General features: G+C 45.9%; 24 protein-coding genes. 22 read left to right on the forward strand and 2 right to left on the reverse strand.

All coding sequences use genetic code 11. The annotated features are described in order from the left end of the window. Positions 1–111: 111 nt before the first annotated feature. The 6 genes from umuD to GFB57_RS23400 all read left to right on the forward strand — a co-directional run bounded on the left by umuD (position 112) and on the right by GFB57_RS23400 (position 4,734). Positions 112–528, forward strand: coding sequence for a translesion error-prone DNA polymerase V autoproteolytic subunit (umuD, locus tag GFB57_RS23375; protein ID WP_008786793.1), 417 nt, complete (start codon positions 112–114; stop codon positions 526–528). Further along, on the forward strand, positions 528–1,793 hold the full coding sequence (gene umuC / locus GFB57_RS23380; protein ID WP_009652912.1) for a translesion error-prone DNA polymerase V subunit UmuC: 1,266 nt from the start codon (positions 528–530) through the stop codon (positions 1,791–1,793). Before umuD ends, umuC begins: the two co-directional genes overlap by 1 nt. 149 nt (positions 1,794–1,942) lie before the next feature. Next, positions 1,943–2,833, forward strand: a complete 891-nt coding sequence (locus tag GFB57_RS23385; RefSeq protein ID WP_007372144.1) for a DNA replication terminus site-binding protein — start codon at positions 1,943–1,945, stop codon at positions 2,831–2,833. Between the two features lie 312 nt (positions 2,834–3,145). Then, on the forward strand, positions 3,146–3,526 hold the full coding sequence (locus GFB57_RS23390) for a type I-E CRISPR-associated protein Cas6/Cse3/CasE (RefSeq protein ID WP_127649377.1): 381 nt from the start codon (positions 3,146–3,148) through the stop codon (positions 3,524–3,526). Positions 3,527–3,814: 288 nt separating this feature from the next. Then, a complete protein-coding gene (locus GFB57_RS23395) occupies positions 3,815–4,072 on the forward strand; it encodes a helix-turn-helix transcriptional regulator (protein ID WP_001333498.1) in 258 nt (85 codons plus the stop codon). A gap of 170 nt (positions 4,073–4,242) precedes the next feature. After that, the gene (locus GFB57_RS23400; RefSeq protein ID WP_000217395.1) at positions 4,243–4,734 is read left to right on the forward strand and encodes a GNAT family protein; all 492 of its coding nucleotides are present in this window, start codon (positions 4,243–4,245) and stop codon (positions 4,732–4,734) included. An 85-nt stretch (positions 4,735–4,819) separates the two neighbouring features. On the opposite strand, the gene GFB57_RS23405 is transcribed toward GFB57_RS23400, so the two are convergent. Beyond that, complete coding sequence (locus GFB57_RS23405) at positions 4,820–5,503, reverse strand: hypothetical protein (RefSeq protein ID WP_008786796.1); 684 nt, start codon at positions 5,501–5,503, stop codon at positions 4,820–4,822. Between the two features lie 356 nt (positions 5,504–5,859). Between GFB57_RS23405 and GFB57_RS23410 the strand changes: the two genes are divergently transcribed. The 5 genes from GFB57_RS23410 to GFB57_RS23430 all read left to right on the forward strand — a co-directional run bounded on the left by GFB57_RS23410 (position 5,860) and on the right by GFB57_RS23430 (position 8,363). Then, complete coding sequence (locus tag GFB57_RS23410; RefSeq protein WP_008786797.1) at positions 5,860–6,261, forward strand: hypothetical protein; 402 nt, start codon at positions 5,860–5,862, stop codon at positions 6,259–6,261. 185 nt (positions 6,262–6,446) lie between these two features. Then, a complete protein-coding gene (locus GFB57_RS23415; RefSeq protein WP_007372147.1) occupies positions 6,447–6,737 on the forward strand; it encodes a hypothetical protein in 291 nt (96 codons plus the stop codon). A gap of 77 nt (positions 6,738–6,814) precedes the next feature. Next, entirely contained in the window at positions 6,815–7,051 is a 237-nt protein-coding gene (locus GFB57_RS23420) for a hypothetical protein (RefSeq protein WP_007372148.1), read from the forward strand. Positions 7,052–7,080: 29 nt separating this feature from the next. Further along, complete coding sequence (locus GFB57_RS23425) at positions 7,081–7,632, forward strand: hypothetical protein (RefSeq protein ID WP_007372149.1); 552 nt, start codon at positions 7,081–7,083, stop codon at positions 7,630–7,632. A 326-nt stretch (positions 7,633–7,958) separates the two neighbouring features. Next, the gene (locus GFB57_RS23430; RefSeq protein ID WP_008786799.1) at positions 7,959–8,363 is read left to right on the forward strand and encodes a hypothetical protein; all 405 of its coding nucleotides are present in this window, start codon (positions 7,959–7,961) and stop codon (positions 8,361–8,363) included. A 26-nt stretch (positions 8,364–8,389) separates the two neighbouring features. Here the strand turns inward: GFB57_RS23430 and GFB57_RS23435 are convergent, their stop codons facing one another. Next, the gene (locus GFB57_RS23435) at positions 8,390–9,379 is read right to left on the reverse strand and encodes a hypothetical protein (protein WP_007372150.1); all 990 of its coding nucleotides are present in this window, start codon (positions 9,377–9,379) and stop codon (positions 8,390–8,392) included. A gap of 122 nt (positions 9,380–9,501) precedes the next feature. Here GFB57_RS23435 and GFB57_RS23440 point away from each other — a divergent pair, with 122 nt between their 5' ends. The 11 genes from GFB57_RS23440 (at position 9,502) to GFB57_RS23490 (ending at position 16,076) form a co-directional block, all read left to right on the forward strand. Then, a complete protein-coding gene (locus GFB57_RS23440; protein WP_020996132.1) occupies positions 9,502–9,825 on the forward strand; it encodes a hypothetical protein in 324 nt (107 codons plus the stop codon). After that, positions 9,818–10,888, forward strand: coding sequence for a phosphoadenosine phosphosulfate reductase family protein (locus GFB57_RS23445; RefSeq protein WP_071684404.1), 1,071 nt, complete (start codon positions 9,818–9,820; stop codon positions 10,886–10,888). The genes GFB57_RS23440 and GFB57_RS23445 overlap by 8 nt, the downstream gene beginning before the upstream one ends. 109 nt (positions 10,889–10,997) lie before the next feature. Continuing rightward, positions 10,998–11,315: a hypothetical protein gene (locus tag GFB57_RS23450; protein ID WP_020996134.1), complete on the forward strand. Its 318-nt coding sequence runs from the start codon at positions 10,998–11,000 to the stop codon at positions 11,313–11,315. An 8-nt stretch (positions 11,316–11,323) separates the two neighbouring features. Next, on the forward strand, positions 11,324–11,659 hold the full coding sequence (locus GFB57_RS23455) for a PerC family transcriptional regulator (RefSeq protein WP_008786801.1): 336 nt from the start codon (positions 11,324–11,326) through the stop codon (positions 11,657–11,659). A gap of 383 nt (positions 11,660–12,042) precedes the next feature. Further along, positions 12,043–12,504: a hypothetical protein gene (locus tag GFB57_RS23460; RefSeq protein WP_009653863.1), complete on the forward strand. Its 462-nt coding sequence runs from the start codon at positions 12,043–12,045 to the stop codon at positions 12,502–12,504. 90 nt (positions 12,505–12,594) lie between these two features. Further along, positions 12,595–12,996 (forward strand): hypothetical protein, encoded by a 402-nt coding sequence (locus tag GFB57_RS23465; RefSeq protein WP_020996135.1) that lies wholly within the window; start codon positions 12,595–12,597, stop codon positions 12,994–12,996. A 199-nt stretch (positions 12,997–13,195) separates the two neighbouring features. Beyond that, positions 13,196–14,080: a hypothetical protein gene (locus tag GFB57_RS23470; RefSeq protein ID WP_007372154.1), complete on the forward strand. Its 885-nt coding sequence runs from the start codon at positions 13,196–13,198 to the stop codon at positions 14,078–14,080. Positions 14,081–14,159: 79 nt separating this feature from the next. Further along, on the forward strand, positions 14,160–14,687 hold the full coding sequence (locus GFB57_RS23475) for a hypothetical protein (RefSeq protein ID WP_007372155.1): 528 nt from the start codon (positions 14,160–14,162) through the stop codon (positions 14,685–14,687). Positions 14,688–14,692: 5 nt separating this feature from the next. Continuing rightward, entirely contained in the window at positions 14,693–14,998 is a 306-nt protein-coding gene (locus GFB57_RS23480) for a hypothetical protein (protein ID WP_032941601.1), read from the forward strand. A gap of 12 nt (positions 14,999–15,010) precedes the next feature. Then, positions 15,011–15,463: a hypothetical protein gene (locus GFB57_RS23485; RefSeq protein WP_007372157.1), complete on the forward strand. Its 453-nt coding sequence runs from the start codon at positions 15,011–15,013 to the stop codon at positions 15,461–15,463. A gap of 82 nt (positions 15,464–15,545) precedes the next feature. Continuing rightward, complete coding sequence (locus tag GFB57_RS23490; protein WP_007372158.1) at positions 15,546–16,076, forward strand: hypothetical protein; 531 nt, start codon at positions 15,546–15,548, stop codon at positions 16,074–16,076. The last annotated feature ends 221 nt before the right edge of the window (positions 16,077–16,297 follow it).

The raw sequence follows: 16,297 nt of genomic DNA on the forward strand, positions 1-16,297 counted from the left end.
AAACCTGAAGAGTGATAGCGGAAAATAACTTTCGGAAAAGGAGGTGCGAAAATTCCTGGCTCCTGTCTATAATACTGTATGGATATACAGCACCACGAAGAGCAGAGCATTATGAAACTTATCCCAGTGACACAACAATCACCAGGCCAATTCCCGTTGTTCGTTGAGCCTGTCAGCGCAGGTTTCCCTTCAGTCGCTTCCGATTATGTTGATGAATTTATTGATCTAAATACTCACCTCATCAAACATCCATCTGCAACCTACTTCTTACGAGTAACAGGTTCATCGATGGTAGAGGCACGTATTCACGAAGGCGATCTGGTCATCGTGGATAGCTCACTTGAGGCGAAAGAGGGGGATATTGTGATTGCGACCGTTGATGGTGATTTCACCATTAAGCGGTTGCAGCTAAGCCCGGCTCCCGCGCTACTGCCAATGAATAGCCGGATGTCACCGATCTATCTGAAAGAAGGCGAAGAACTGGCCATTTTTGGCGTGGTGACCTTCATCGTGTACAAGGCCTTGTGATGTTCTGCCTGGTGGATTGCAACTCATTTTACGCCTCCTGCGAGAGAGTCTTTCGGCCCGATCTGGTGAACAAGCCAATTGTATGCCTTTCGAACAATGATGGCATGGTCGTGGCACGTTCAGCGGAAGCTAAAAAATTAGGTATCCAGAATGGTGACGTGTACTTCCAGAAGAAAGCATTCTTTGAAGCTAACGGTGTACATGTTTTCAGTTCTAACTATGCCTTGTACGCGGAGATCTCCCGTAGGGTGTGTGAGACATTATTTAAATTCTCCAGTAATACTGAGGTCTACAGTATTGATGAAGTTTTCCTTTCGTTTGAAGGAATGCAGAAAAATTATAATTTTGATGACTATGGAAGAGAAATAAAGAAAACCGTATTAAAGAGCACCCATATACCCGTGGGGGTGGGCATATCGACAACTAAAACTTTGGCAAAACTAGCAAATAAAGCTGCAAAAACATGGACTAAAACAGGCGGAGTGGTTGATCTCAGCAGTCCAGAAAGACAACGTAAATTATTGCCATATATTGACGTAAGCGATGTCTGGGGGGTGGGCCGGAGATATGCCACCAGACTGAACAGCATGGGCATCAGGACTGCTCTCGATCTGGCCAATGCGCCAACATCGCTTATCCGTAACACATTTGGAGTCGTACTGGAGCGAACGCAGCGCGAATTGAATGGCGAGTCCTGCATAGCCCTGGAAGAGGTGAGGAAGGTTAAGCAGCAGATCATCAGCTCGCGTTCATTCGGCCAGAAAATAGAGCACTACGAAGCAATGCACCAGGCGGTGTGTGAGTATGCCGAACGTGCAGGCGAGAAGCTGCGCGAAGAGAAGCAATACTGTCGCTGCATAACGGTTTTTATTGGCACAAGTTACTATTCGAAAACGGCCCCTTACAGTGGCCAGCAGACAGTCAAGCTGGAAAACCCCACCGCCGATACCCGGGAAATCATTGCGGCTGCGGTCGCAGGGCTCCGGCATATCTGGCAGGAGGGATACCGATACCATAAAGCCGGAGTGATGCTATCTGACTTTTATGATAGCGCCACCAGCCAGCTCGATTTGTTTGGTGAGAACCGACTCTTTGCCAATGGTGAAGCGTTGATGGGCGTGATGGATAGAATTAACCGGTCAGGTCGGGGGAAATTATGGTTTGCGGGCCAGGGCATCGACAAAGACTGGACGATGCGGCGGGAGTTATTGTCACCATCCTATCTCACTAACATTAATGAAATCCCTCGCGTCAGGATTGGCTAATCAGCAGTGAAAACTTCATTCGTCATCGATAAAATTCGTCTGTAAACAAAACGAACTTGATATACTCGGTTTCGCTTGTTATGAGTATGTATGTACATACAGTCCTCCGTGCAGCGGAGGGAGTTTAGAGCCCTTTTTCGGGGATAGAAATGAATATCTCAACAACTTTCCAGACGCTGGAGAGCGAGATCACACAACTTCGTGGAGTGCTGGGTTCCCGGCTTCCGCTCAAGGCGAGTGTCTGCGTCCTGCCAGCCGTTGCTGATGGCGAAGAAGATATGGCCATCGAACACATCATGCCTGAGCTGAAACAGGGACACGATGCTGTCCATGCTGCCTGCGCGGCATACGCTGACCTGCATATCAGGGATGGCTATTCGCAGAAGTCCGCTCGGCGCACTACCGGCGTATTATGGTACGACAATACAGATGCGGAATTCTCTCAGCTGGTTACCCGTTTGGTGACATCCATCAACCAGCATAAAGAGAGCATTCAACGCCACATCATCGAAAACTACGGTGGTGATCGCCGACCGGAATACATGCGCTTCAACGCGCTGCATAGCGCCTGCCCTGGTGTCATGACCCTGCATCTCTATCGGCAGCTGCGTATGTTTGATAATGCTAACGTCAATCTGGTCAGTTTCGGCTGGAGGCAAAAGACGCTTTTTAGCAGGGTTAACAAAATCGAGTTGCTCCAGAAGATGGGCAAGGACATCGAGGAAGATGAAGATAAATCAGTCAGACTCAACTCGTTGATTAAGGCTATTGCGCGTGTACCGGAAGAAAAGCTTCGCTTACGCCGTCCGGTTAAAGTGCATCCAGCTGCAAACATCGCGATGGCTGATCCTGAACACCCCGACCAGATACTGCGTCTTTCTGCCGCTTCATCTATGCCGTTCATTATCATTCAGGATGAGCACGTGAAAATTCGGCCATTGCCAGAGTTCGTGGCCAATGAAGTAAAGCCGAGGAGTAACCGCCTCAAGACAGATGTGATCGGTATATTCCACGGCGAAAGTATCGAAATGATTCTCTGACCACACCGGCCAAAGGACTGGCCGTATTCCCCCCTCATAATTTCGTCACTCGCCGTCCATGCCATACCCTGAAACTAATATTGAAAATTCATTATGTTCAGCAAGGAATGTGGCGTGAAATACTTTGAATGTGCGCTCAGGTTCAGAATCGCCCCAGGTGACGTGTATGGGATCCACCAGCAACTGGATAAGGTAGTCCAGGAACGTTCTGGGTCGCGACTCCCATACACCTTCTACTCTCGCAAACAAAGTGCCTCCGACACCCAGGTTGTTCTGAGAACGGCTGTTGCACTCGGGCTCCCTGGCGAAGTCATGAAGGAAATCATGTTTGTGTCTGGCCAGAAAATTCGAATCTGCGGCTCGCTGGCCACTATTCGACGCGAGGAAGCTGGAGGCCGGAAAAGAGAGATTTGTCCACCTGCCCATGAACTCCCGGATTATATCCACTATCACCTGGAACGGGCCGGAGTGATCTGTGGACGGTTACGTATCGTTCGAAGCACCAAGTTCCATATTATTAAGCCCGGGAGCGTTGGCCGTACATCCCACAAGATCATTGTACCGATGAGCCAGTACGATGCTGAATGCGTGATTGAAGATGTCGGCGCACTTGAACAGGCATACGCTTTCGGGATCGGCAGAAAGCGGATATTCGGCTTTGGCTATATGAACAGCATCGAAGTGCTTTCCTGAACAGGCCATTAAGCATAGTTATTATCTGAATTTCAAACCGACTCGCAAACTTACGGCATTAACACTTCTGATACACCCTTTAAATGCTGTAAACTGTTGTAGCCCTTACTAAATCGTAAGAGTGGGGATTTGCAGCCCCGACTAATGACACGCCGTTCATGTACTTGAACGGTTCGCACTCGCTCGCCTGTTTTTTGTCAATGGTGGGTCGGGGCGTGGGAGCCTTACGGCTCGCCAGTCGTCATTAGCTGGTACTGCAAACCATGTTCCGATTCACCACCAAAGGAAATGGAGATGGAAAAACAGGACTGGCATAAGGCAGACATCATAGCTGCGCTACATAAGAAAGGTTTGTCACTTGCCTCACTGAGTAGGGCTAACGGTCTTTCAAGCAGCACTCTGGCAAATGCACTGACACGTGACTGGCCTAGAGGCGAGATCATCATCGCTAATGCAATTGGTGAAGAACCTCAAGAAATATGGCCAACCCGATATTTTGATAAGGCAGGAATGCCGATCAAGAGAATCATAAGAAAACCGGTTTAAATGAAAAAGGCTGGCATTTTTGCTGGCCTTATATACCTCCTGGCTCTGCTACTGAAACCACTAACACCGATCAAATGGTCATCAGCGAAATACCCCGTTCATTTCTATTGACCTCTTTACCTCCATGTAATCAAATTGATGGAATAATAACGGTTACGAGAGACAAACTGATGACGGTGTTATCTGCCCCTGAAATGCGCTTTGGAACCAAACAGGATGTTCCCTTTATCATAGCGGTGATTCGCGACGGTATGCGGGATGGGTATTTTAACTTTGATGATGATGACGGACTGTCTCAGTTCGAAAGTCAGATCTCAGAAGCCATTGCCAGGCGGGAACGGGGAGAGAATTGCGCCGATTTCTTGTTTGTCTTTGATGCTCAACATAATGGCGCAGCGATAGGTTTTGCCCTACTGACGGGCAAAAATGGTGCAAATGGACTTGCTTCACATCTGGAAATCAGGATGTTTGGTGTTACCAGGAGTCAAAGACAAAAAGGATTTGGGCGCTCCATGTTGCAAAGTATTCTGGATGCTACTCCCGGCCATAAAGTGGAGGCATCCTGTCTTCCTGCATCAGTTGTCATGGCCAGGATGCTGACTAATGCGGGTTTTCACGTCAAAGAGATAAGCCCGTTTGGAAAGCGTACTTTCAGACGCTAATGTAAAATTCAGATAAAAAAACCGGCTGACGAATTCAGTCGGTTTAGTAATCCTGCAAAAGGATGCTGGACAGCGACGGACGACTTCAGAGCTGTGGCAATGGCCCCTGGTTATCTTCAGTCGCAGCCTGGTCTTTATCCGGGGTGGCCGTTGCAGTCCGCGAGGCATCAAATGAGACCGTTGGGTCGCTGAGAGTCAGGATGCCAGTGTCTTCAACTTCTCGCGTTGTCAGCGTAAGCTCAGATTTACTGTCATCACACTTATTCGTTTTCTCCGCCAGTGCCTTGCACCAGATATAACGACCTCTCTGGGCATCAGAGACTGAAGGCTCTCCATATTTCTCGATCGCCGACTTCAGTAAGAGATCAGGGTTGCTGAATGAAAAGCGGATTTTGTAAGCCACCGGCTCAATGGGGTCAACTGCCGTATCGGGGATAAAATAGACCACCGTCTCCTGGTGAGCATCTCCCCAGAAAATACTATTCAATGAGTTGTTACTGTAGCGCTTTTGAATTTCTTCACCAGCAGACTGGCCAAGTTTGTCAGTGATAGCAGTGATCGCTTCAGAAGCTGTCATCCGCAGGCTTACCGGCCCTATAGAAAAAGACATAACATCAAAGCTATTCAGGGGGGTAATGGTGCTTTCTGGAGCGGTAGATGAATCGGGTACGTCATCACTGTACAGACTGTCATCCCCCGGAGAAGGCGTTACAGGTGCTGAATTTTGGATGTCAGGTGTGTAGCTGGGATCGGGAGCGTATAGGCCCATTGTATCATTCTGTACAGCAGAATATACCGAAGCGGTCGGCAGGACGGTAAGGAGCGCAAGGGCGCAGTATCCAAGGTATCTGGTCATATTCACCTCGTCAGTAGCAGTTGTCCTACTGTAACAGCGCGAGGTTTGAGAACATCATGGAAATGGGGTCAAAGCGGGGCGAAAAACAAGCCTGATTCACATGGCTTACGTAGCAGCATGGAGATCTCCTGAAGTCGGAGAAAATGAGTCAGATAACGCGAATATCGAAAATGGAACGAAGTACTTAATTACCTAACAGGAGGTACATGTTAACCTGACGAACATTGCTTACTGCCTATTTGTAGATTCAGGCTACAGGGAGAATCCAAGTGCCAAACTGCATACCCCTTAATCCGGTATTACCTAAAAACTTCGACGATACACCTAATGAAAAGCGCTCAAAGTCTCAGCTTGATGCCTGGTGGGATCATCCATATGGCATTACTTGCCCGGACGGGAAAATCACTGTTCGATGCCTGAATGGAGGAGCTTGGGATCGTTCGACAGTGCTGGGAGTAGCGGACAATTACGAAGAAGCCTGCGAGCTCGCAGAGCGCGAGCAATCAGCATGGGTCAAACGCCGTGCGGAGCCAATATTCTACTATAGCGGTGAAGCTCCATTCAGAGCGATAAGGGATGCACAACGTCCTGATCAGGAGCAGACCTTTGTCGCGTCTTTTGACACGCAAGATGAGCTAATCAGCTGGCTTAATAGTCAGAAAACCAGTTAATACCAAGTCTGGAAGTCTGCTTCTCAACAGACTTCCACATTTGATTATCAAGCTCCCCATAATTTGGGTTCAGTATAAACATTCCATTACGTTCTATTCCCCTCATTACATTCATCTATCCGTAAATTTCGTTAGCCAGCACATCGGGGTGATACTGATGTCAGGTAAACAAAACGGATGCAAAAATGCAGACATGTTCGGAAGTCCTGGCGGTTGAAATATTCAATCAAGTTGGACGTGAGGCAGCTATTGCTCAATATAACTTAATTTGTGAAATAGCCCAGCGACGTTACGAAGACAGCCTGGCCAAATATGGTTCCGTGCCAGCTGGTTTCACCGCGCTCAATTTCCTCCATCCGGCAGAACTTCAGGAGCGTTACATCCTGGGGTTGGGAATTCAGCTTTGTATCGATGAGCAGCATGAAGCCAGGGAACGGGTTTTAGCTCGCTGCCTGGCAAGAAAAAGGGCCGCATAAACAGGTGATAAAACAACTCAGCTATAGCTGAACACGCACTAATTGGCTATGTTAACAAAACGAACAAGGTGGCGATTATGTACAGTGAATCTATCGATCGTGCTATCAGTATCCTCAAGGACGCGGGCGAAAAAATCGGTATGGAACTGGGTAGTAATGTGACATCTCAGGAATCAGAACTGCTTGAGGATGCGCTGGTGGGCCTGACTAAAGTTAAAGGGCAACTCTGCGGTAATCACTCCTTAACTGATGTAAAAGCGGACGTCGTGCCTTTTAGTCTCAGTTCGACGAAGAACGTCGATAGCCCGCATTAATTAACAACCACCAACTGGACGGAAGGGATATGACTGAAGACAACGCCGGTAGTGTTTCTGGAAAAGCACAGAACGCCCCAAAAGCAAATGCCCACCTGGACAGGCTCTTTGATTTCATTGTGACAGAAATCAAAGAGCAGGGTGCAGCACCGTCTTACGAGCAGATCTGTTCTTCTCTGGGGTATTCAAAAGGGCTCGTTTCCCGGCGTATCCGGCAGTTGCATGACCAGGGACGAATCATTATCGATGGTGAAAGAAAGTCTATGACGCTGCGCGTAGCGAAAGGACAAGGTCATGATGACATTGCCGAACTCCCGGACATGACCAGTGACAGGAAAGCAATCATCACGTATGTCAAAAAATACATGAACAGAAATGGTGGCCGTGGGCCATCAGTTCACGCAATAGGGAAAGCGCTCGGCTTCTCGAATAACAAGGCGCGTAGACATGTGGACTATCTCGACGAAGTAGAGAGGGTACGTTACAGCCCTCATCTTAATGAAGTAATCGTTATCAATCAGGGTGATTACGTTAAAATTACCCAGGACAACGATGAACCACCGAGCCCGGCAGAAGGTTAGCCATGATTCGCATATGGAGAGAAGTTGTAAACGTAAAGGTTCAGGACGGGAGCCGTAACGGACGAATCTGGTTTCTTGAACTTTCGTGTGGCCATCATGCTGTCAGACGTATACCTCGATTACGTCTGCATAATCTGACGCAATTCGAACGACTTGAGCCACCAGCTAAATGTCACTGTGTATTGTGTGAAATAGATGCTATTGCAGGACAAAAATAGCAATAAACACAACATAAAAGCCCTCAATTTGTCCCCATTGTTTTTAGCCTGACAGCATTGGTACTGATAGCCTAATCATATTTAAACGCATAACCCTATGGTGGACATATGAAAAAAGCTGTTTTTGGCCTTTTAGCACTATTGCCCTTCATAACCAGCGCAGAATCGATCGATCCGAACGATTTCTATGCTCAGCAGCCTTCTCAAAACTACCAACAACCTGCTGCCAGCGAGCAACAGGACGATGCTGACAATTCCAGTGACCAGACAGCTGCGATCGTATTGAACCTGGAAAGTTACAAACCGCTGGGGAATTTTGTAGTCCCCCAGGGAGTAGAACGCCCATTCATTGGTCTTATTAACAGCAAAATTTTCATACTGTCTGAGCAACCAGATAAACGCTTGGCTGGCCTATGGATAGGTCGTAGTCAGGATGGTCGTGAAGCACTTTGTGGTTACCTGAACAACAGTATGCAGGTCAGAAAATGTTATTACATCTTATATCGTGAGTAAAAAATGGGGCCGTAGCCCCATTTATTTTAATGTTTGAATGAGGGTATAAAGGGTATTACTGGATTTGTTCCTAGCGAAGCTAATTCGTTAGGCGCAAGATAACGTCGCAGTTCAGTAATCAATATATCAACTGATTTATCCCAGCCATCTCTCACAATGTTTAGAATGTGCCGAGCTGGATAATGTGTTAGAAAAGGATGGTTGGGGCCAAATTTATTAAGGTGTTCAATAGTACCTATTGCATCGAGATAATCTGTAACAAGATGGTGTTCTGACTCAAAAATAGCGACAAATTTATAACCATCAGCAGCGTTTACCCACTGGCAAGTACAGTCATTAAGCTGAAATTGATTAGAACGTTTTTCCCCCTTGGGTTTAGGATTGACTCCAATACCAAAAGACAAATACAAACCTTTCCTTCCCCAGAAGGCCGGTCTCTTCAAGTCCTGACCATTGTTTCCTTCGACCTCTCCAAGAATGCCAAACAAAGTAGCTGATTCTTGGTTAGGATTCGTTCTCATACGGAAAAGAATGCATAGATCTGCAAACTTTAAGCTATTATAAACTGAATTATAAAAGACATTCTCATGGCCAAGTAGATAAGGATTATGCTCTACCGCAAAATTAGTGCCACTTCTAAAGTCACGGCAGCTAATGAATACACCAAACTGGCTCATATTAGCGAGGATATCGACATTGCGATAATCAGACAAATTAATAAGTATAGTATTTAAGACTTCTCTACCTTCATAACTCATCAGATAGTGGCAGAGCAAATTTTGTAGACCGAAGTTTCTGAACTGATCTTTAATTAAAGAAAAATATCCTTCACCAGCTAATGAAACTAGGTTTCTCATTGTTGGTGTATGTTTCCCCATGAGAGGGGAATTAAAACGTACCTTCATCCGGTTATTATCATAAAGGGTTTCAATAATTGAGCAAAAGTGCATCGCCCAATACGCGTTGTTATCACCAATTAAACCGGGTTTCACTACAGTAGTTTTAGAAAAATCCATTCTGTCTCCAAAGCAGTAATCAGTCACTCATAACACGATATTTGCAGTGAAAGTTATATCTGTAAGCAAATTTCGTCAGCTGTTAGCGTCGTATTAGGCTTAGTAAAAAGCCGGAGGTAGATATGCCTAAAGACGATGTTGCAACAATCATAATCCAGAATGGGTTGACGCATAAAGTAAATGTGATCTGCAAATTCAGCGCACAAATCGACAATCAAATGTTCTCATTCATCATCCATCGCACATTAAGCGTATGTCGATATGCGCTTGTCTGTAAGGCAACAGGCCAAAGAATTGCAGTTCTTGATACCAGTCGAGTAAAGGCACTTGGTATGGAAGCAGCAGGTAAACTAGCGCTATCAGATCTGGCCTCATCATTAGGCGAGACTAGACTTGCTGCGATTCTGACAAATTCACTTCAGAGCAGGAGCGCGGCAAGTGAGTGATTTAATCGACGATAACTTTATTATTCCTGCACTGAGTAGCATAGCAGGCATCACCACGCCACTATCAGGACAAACGTACAGGAACGCTCCAGATATCGACATATCTTGCTATGACGTGATAATCATTTGCCTTAGCGGCGGAAAAGACTCCATAGCCTGCCTTCTCCACTTAATTGACATCGGGGTCGATCTGTCCAGGGTGGAACTCTGGCATCACGATGTTGATGGCCGCGAGGGAAGTACTTTAATGGACTGGCCATTTATGGCCGACTACAACCGCAAAATAGCTTCAACATTTCAGATACCGTTGATGTTCTCCTGGCTTCAGGGAGGAATGGAAGGTGAGATGCTGAAAGAGAATGGCTACAGTCGCCCGCAATGTATCGAAACCCCAGATGGATTAATAATCGCGGAACGTGATATCCAGCGAAGCACTCCCGCCACGCGACTTCGGTTCCCTCAGCAATCACCAAGCCTTAAAACACGTTGGTGCTCATCAGCACTAAAAATTGATGTTGGTCGGCGAGCACTCACAAATCAGAGACGCTTTGACGGAAAAAAGGTGCTTTTTATTACGGGGGAAAGGAGAGCGGAAAGCTCTAATAGATTCAATTACTTACAACTGGAGCCACATACCAGCAGTTGCAAAAAAAGACAAGTTGATGCCTGGAGGCCAGTACTTGAATGGTCTGAAGAACAAGTCTGGGAGATTTTAGCAAAACATCGTGTTACAGCCCCAGTACCGTATCGTCTTGGATGGGGTCGCAGTTCATGCTTAACGTGTATATACAACAGTGCTCGCATATGGGCAACCATCAAACATTATTTCCCCGAGCGTATTCACGCAATGGCCAACTATGAAAACCGCTTTGGGGTCACTATCAGTCGTAAACGAATAAATGTTCTGGATCTAAGCCAGAATATTACTCCTATTAATATCACGGATGAGGAAGCGCTGCTGCAAGCGGTAAATCCGGTCTATACATTGCCCGTCATTAACATGTCAAAAGAATGGGTGCTACCTGGTGGGGCGTACAACCGGGAGAAATGCGGGTCAGACTAATTAGCCATCAGCGATTTATAGCTGAGATTTCGTCACCTGAATATTACGTGGAAAATAGATATCAAATAGCAACATTGATACAGGCTTAACCGCCTCTGAAGGAAATATTATGACGATGGTAACGGCCAGAAATTGTACTGAAACACGGTTCAACCAGTTATGGGATGCTCTGCATGAAAAAAGCAGTGCGGAAAACGAATCCTTGTTTCAGCAAGAATTGCATCGCTGCCGCAGTAAACGTCAGCGAAGTAAACTGGCCGGGCGATTCGCCGGTGCCTGGCAAACCTTATTCGATGCCTTCTGTGAAGGTCGGGTCTTCTGCTCACTTCTGGACTCGGTTATCCACCAGGAGAGTATCAGCGAATGGCAGGTTGAAGAGTTAATCTCATTCACTTCTGCCCAGATGTCGACTCTATACAAAGGGTAGAGGTAGATATGGGACAAAGAAAATGTGCAGCAGCGTTCCTGCTCGCTGAAGAAATGTACCAGATACCAGCGACCAAATCGGTGATACTTGCCCGGGACCTGGAAGAAAGAGGGTTGTATCTCCGCGCTGCCAGGCAATGGGGAGAGGTCATGTTTGAACATACCCAGTGTACTGAGTACATTGTTGAACAACGGGAACGTTGCATTCGGTTATCCAATTCTCGCCATGAAGACCGTATCAGACAGCATGAGCAGGCAAGTGATCTTCAATATATTCACAAGCATATTAATGATGTATACACACGGATGGGACTAAAAGACGATGGTGTCTTTAATACCGCCTGATTTGTCGACCTTTTCCGTTCATTAAAAAATGAAACTGAGGAGAATGAGCGCACTCTTGACTGATTTTGACGGAGGATTACGTAAGTGGTTAAACAAAGTTTATTTGACCTTATAGGAGCTACCACGGGCCCAGAGCGAGATCTGTTGATCGTAAGCCTTCAGTCTCTACATCGTGAACGAGTAAGCTCATACAATGCATTGTGTACAGCCTGCTCAATCTCTGGAGATAAAGTCCCGCCAATGTCTTTATTCGGCATAGACGAGGTTACTGATGCACTACGCCGGTTAGGTGCATTACCGATCAGATAGTTCTTCAAGTAGTCAGGGTGAACAGGTTTGAATTGATACAAACGGCCTATGCTGAAGAGGAACAGAGATAACTGATGAAAACAAACGAAAACCTGCTGAACAGCATTGGAAAAAGTATTCGAATGTGGCGAGATAACTGCTTCCCTCCATTTCAGCGAGCGTATGGAACATGGTTATTGGTTCTGGTTTCGGTTAATGCCGGGATATGGTTTTACATAACCTCTGACTGGTCTGTACAGTTCGTCGGCAATATAGCAGGGCTCTTGGTTTTCCCAATGCTGGGTCGAAAGGTTTTTACAAAACGCGCCAGATCTTGGCAAGAAGAACTGGATATTAAGCTGGCAAAATACAAACCGCATAACATAGCTGCATGGAGGGAGTTGCAGGCTTATGCCTTGGAATCCAATACGCTATCTTCACAAATTGTTGAACGGTGGTATTTCAAAGAGCGGGAATTTATCAAGACGGCCCAAAAAGGGAAGCCGGGTAGTTCTGAACTCAAATTTCTCAAGAATAATACTGGATCAAAGCCTTAAGGAATCTGAGAGCCGGTGCGTAATGCAGAACCCACAGCCGAAGGGTTTTGGGAGTTAAACTGATACAGCTTTTACCGTGAGGTGGGATTTATGTCGAATGTCTTGCAGAAAGAAAACATCATCATGTCTCTGCCTCATCGTGACTGGAGTTGTGAAGTCATCGAGTGCCGATTAAAAGTGTGCCCCGTACCTGACGAACTCGACAGGGGGAATAACATCTTTTTCATCGTGGAAGACCTTTACCAGCTACGCGAGAACAGTGAATCACTTAACGTGCTTGGACAAATTCTGGCGAAACGTTTCCCACACATACCACCAAAAAGAATGCACCTTGTGCTGCACCGACGTGATGTGCAGAAAGCTCATGGAGTAGCCATCCACCTCTACCGCTTCATGCGTAGCGAGAAAGAAAATAACCGTAGTATTTTCATTGGTCGTAACCCTACTGAAGTTTCCCAGAAGACGGCATACGCCTCGATGTGCATTTTCTGACCACCAGCTGTTGAATCGTCACAATAGCCGACATAGTCGGCTATTTTTTTACGCTAAGAAAAACCATTTATGCCCACAAATTGCGGTTGAAAAAGCTATTTATTTTTGGGTGCAAAACGTCCTCATTCTCACTGTAACAATAAATTTCAACATGTGATTATAGTGAGAGTCGAAGCTGAAACATGAATGGTGGCTACATATGCATGATCTCCAGAATTCGTTAACTAGCAAAAATACCAACATTATCCGTGCTGAATTTGAAAATATGCTTTCTGCGCGTGGAACATCTATCGTGCGTTTTGATACCAACGCAGGGGCGAACAGCGGCGAGTATATAGGAAAAGGAATTCAACGTGAGTGGGTTGGGTATTTGCTAAACCATACGAGTTCTGGCCATACGGTCAAGGCATTTGAACCGGTGTATTCTATTCCTTTAAAAATCAGGCCAGACCTTCAATCCAGAAATATTGCAGACCACCAGACTAAAGTAAAAAAGTTATTTGAAAGTTATGATGAAGCGTATCTTACAGCCGCTATAGACTCAGAAGAGTATTGCAAGCCATTCTGGGTTTATCAGAATGCAGATGACGGTCATTACTCGATCAGTACTCGCGGTTTCAAAAATGCAAATGCACCTGCAAGCATTCCGAGCGATAATCGCATTGATATCGCTCAGATGAAAATGGGATATCCCATGCTCGATTATTGCCATAACATTATACCGTCCTCAGTCGTGCGATTAGGATTTAATGGGCGAGTGTTTACGCAAGGTAAGTATTATTACACCAATGAAGAGGTTTTCAGTTGGTTGTCCCGGAACCCGGATAGCGCAGTTTTCATTACGTTCCCAAAAGTTAACCAGACTGATAGATCTGAATTGATGTCAATTATGAAACGAGAATTCCTGAATTCGTGGGGTTTATTCTCATATTATCGCTGGCTGGGACGCAGCACCGCATTACTGGCATTGAGCCCGGTCAGTTCTAATGCTTCTGTTAAGTTAAGAAGTAGCAATGCACACTTCTTCAAAAATGCAATGCTGGCTGTTAACACGATCATTCCTAAAGGTAACGGAATTTCGTAATCGGAATAGTTACCGTTAGAGTGATTTAAAGATCGATTCATTCTGGAAATTGAACGAAGAAAATTTAATGGGAGTAACTATGACTGCACTACGCCGTATCTCAACAGAACCAAGCTGGACTCCAGTTGGCATCCGGGGCGAAGGGTTACCGACTAAAGCAGGTGTATACCGTTTTATTGTTCCCCGGGAAGCCGATAGCTCAGAACATATTGAGTTTCTGGCGTTAGTGCGCTGGCGTAAACACGGTGTTCATCAACTGTTATTTCCCACCTTTGAATACATCGTATGCGACGAGAATATCGTGCTCCCAGAAGGCACATGCTGGCGTGAACGCGAACCGTGGGATCCAGATACGCTGGGGGAAACCGAGTTCATCATCGTTCCTGAAATGAGCGCGGGTGCTCAACGCTGTCCGTTCTGCAAAGAAGTTCCGCGCATCGTTGGTGATAAATACAACTTTGAGTATAAGGAAAACTACATCACGAAAATGCCTCACCGGTTTAACCGCCTGTGGTTCAGCTGCTGTAAATGGGTTGCTCCTGTGCCCACTTCTGGGATTCAGTCACTGATTACGGCCTGGAACAAAATGCTCGGGTCATCCCGGTAGGAGTAATGATGAAATGTGCGTACCTACGAAAGTTTCTGATCATTGCTTTCATAACCGGCATTAGCGGATGCCAGAGTCTCGGAATAGGGTTAAGCCTGGATGAGCGCTACCAGAAGGCTTATCAGAAAGTACTGGCTGACCCTAATGACGATAACATTAAGACTTTCATGAAACTCAGCCAGGAAAAAGGCGAAAGAGACATGCAAGAGGCAAATTCAAAAGCCGCAGCCGACACTCGTGAAAGCGATAAGGGGTTTACTGAGTATTTTAAATCATATGGCAACGATGGATTTAAGCGGGCCAGACAATAAGAAAGAGGTCATATGTCATTACAGCAATCGCATGAAAATCTGGAGTTCCTGAAGGGGGCGGTCTGGTGCGCCGCAAAACTCGTTCAGGAAATTGGCGATTCAAAAGGTGCAGCTATTCTTATCACAAACTTGCCGGTTGGAATTTTCCCTCAATGTAGCGAAAGGGATTTATTTGTTCTGAGGCAATATGTCAGGAAAGATCTGCCACTTGGTATTGATGCCGAATATAGCGATATCAGGCCGGTCTTAATTGATTATCTGGGAGAGCCAGTAGACCTTCCTGAGTGTGAACTGGATAATTATGAACCGGCTCCTGGTGAAATGCTCCGCTGGGGAGTAACTGGAGATCTCAGTTCCGGGACACGATGTGTGCTGGTGGATAATCTTGCTTATCTCGCTGAAGCAATTGGTATCAGCAACGCACTAAGGCAACAGGCCGCAGAGTCAATCCAGCGCACCCTGTGATTAGTGAGTCGCCCCGAATTTCGTAAGCAGCATAAATGCCCTTAATCTTTATCCTACATATTTCAGGTTGTTGGGGTTTACCATGTACAAAGACCATTTTCCACAAGCGTGTCCTTCATCGATAAAAGAGGGCCAGTCATGCTGGCGGGTATTTATTGATATGGACGTAGACAACCCGTCGAAAATAAAAACCAGCGTCGAATTAATAGAAGTTGGCGTAAAAACAATTCGAATGAAAAAGAATGCGGCAGAAGGCAGTGAAAAAACTGTTTTTCTTGTGGATAAAATCCCTGGAATCACATTTATCAAAATTCGGCCTAGCGACAAAAAGCCAAGCGTCTGGAATACAAGCATCAGCAGTTTCTATAAACATGACGTGGAAATCGGGAAAACATTCCCCGTTGGTATCAGAACGACTAAAAGCGCTGCGTTTCGTACAGCAACAAAAAAAGTTGAACAGAGTATGCAAGAATACACTGATACTATAGCTAAGCTTGAAAACGACTATGTTAAGAATGAGACGGAGATTGCTGAGTACAAAAATGAACTCGCTGCTTACCAAACAATACTCCAAACCCTAAAACGTATGGCAAAAAGGCATCTCAAGCAATAATACATTTCGTCTCTTTTCAGGTAAACAAAATGGAAACACAATGTATTTTCATTGCAGGTTTCAAAAATTGTTTCACTCTGGGCCATACATGTTTAGTATGGGGACATAACAAAGAGAACGCTGGCGAGTACGCTGGCATAAAGATCACCTTTCCCGGCCTGGCCGGGATTTTTTTTGTCTGATGTGCCGTCCTTCTCACCACAAACTTAATATCCTGACTA

It is taken from the genome of Citrobacter sp. S39, assembly GCF_009495675.1.
GTDB lineage: Bacteria > Pseudomonadota > Gammaproteobacteria > Enterobacterales > Enterobacteriaceae > Citrobacter > Citrobacter freundii.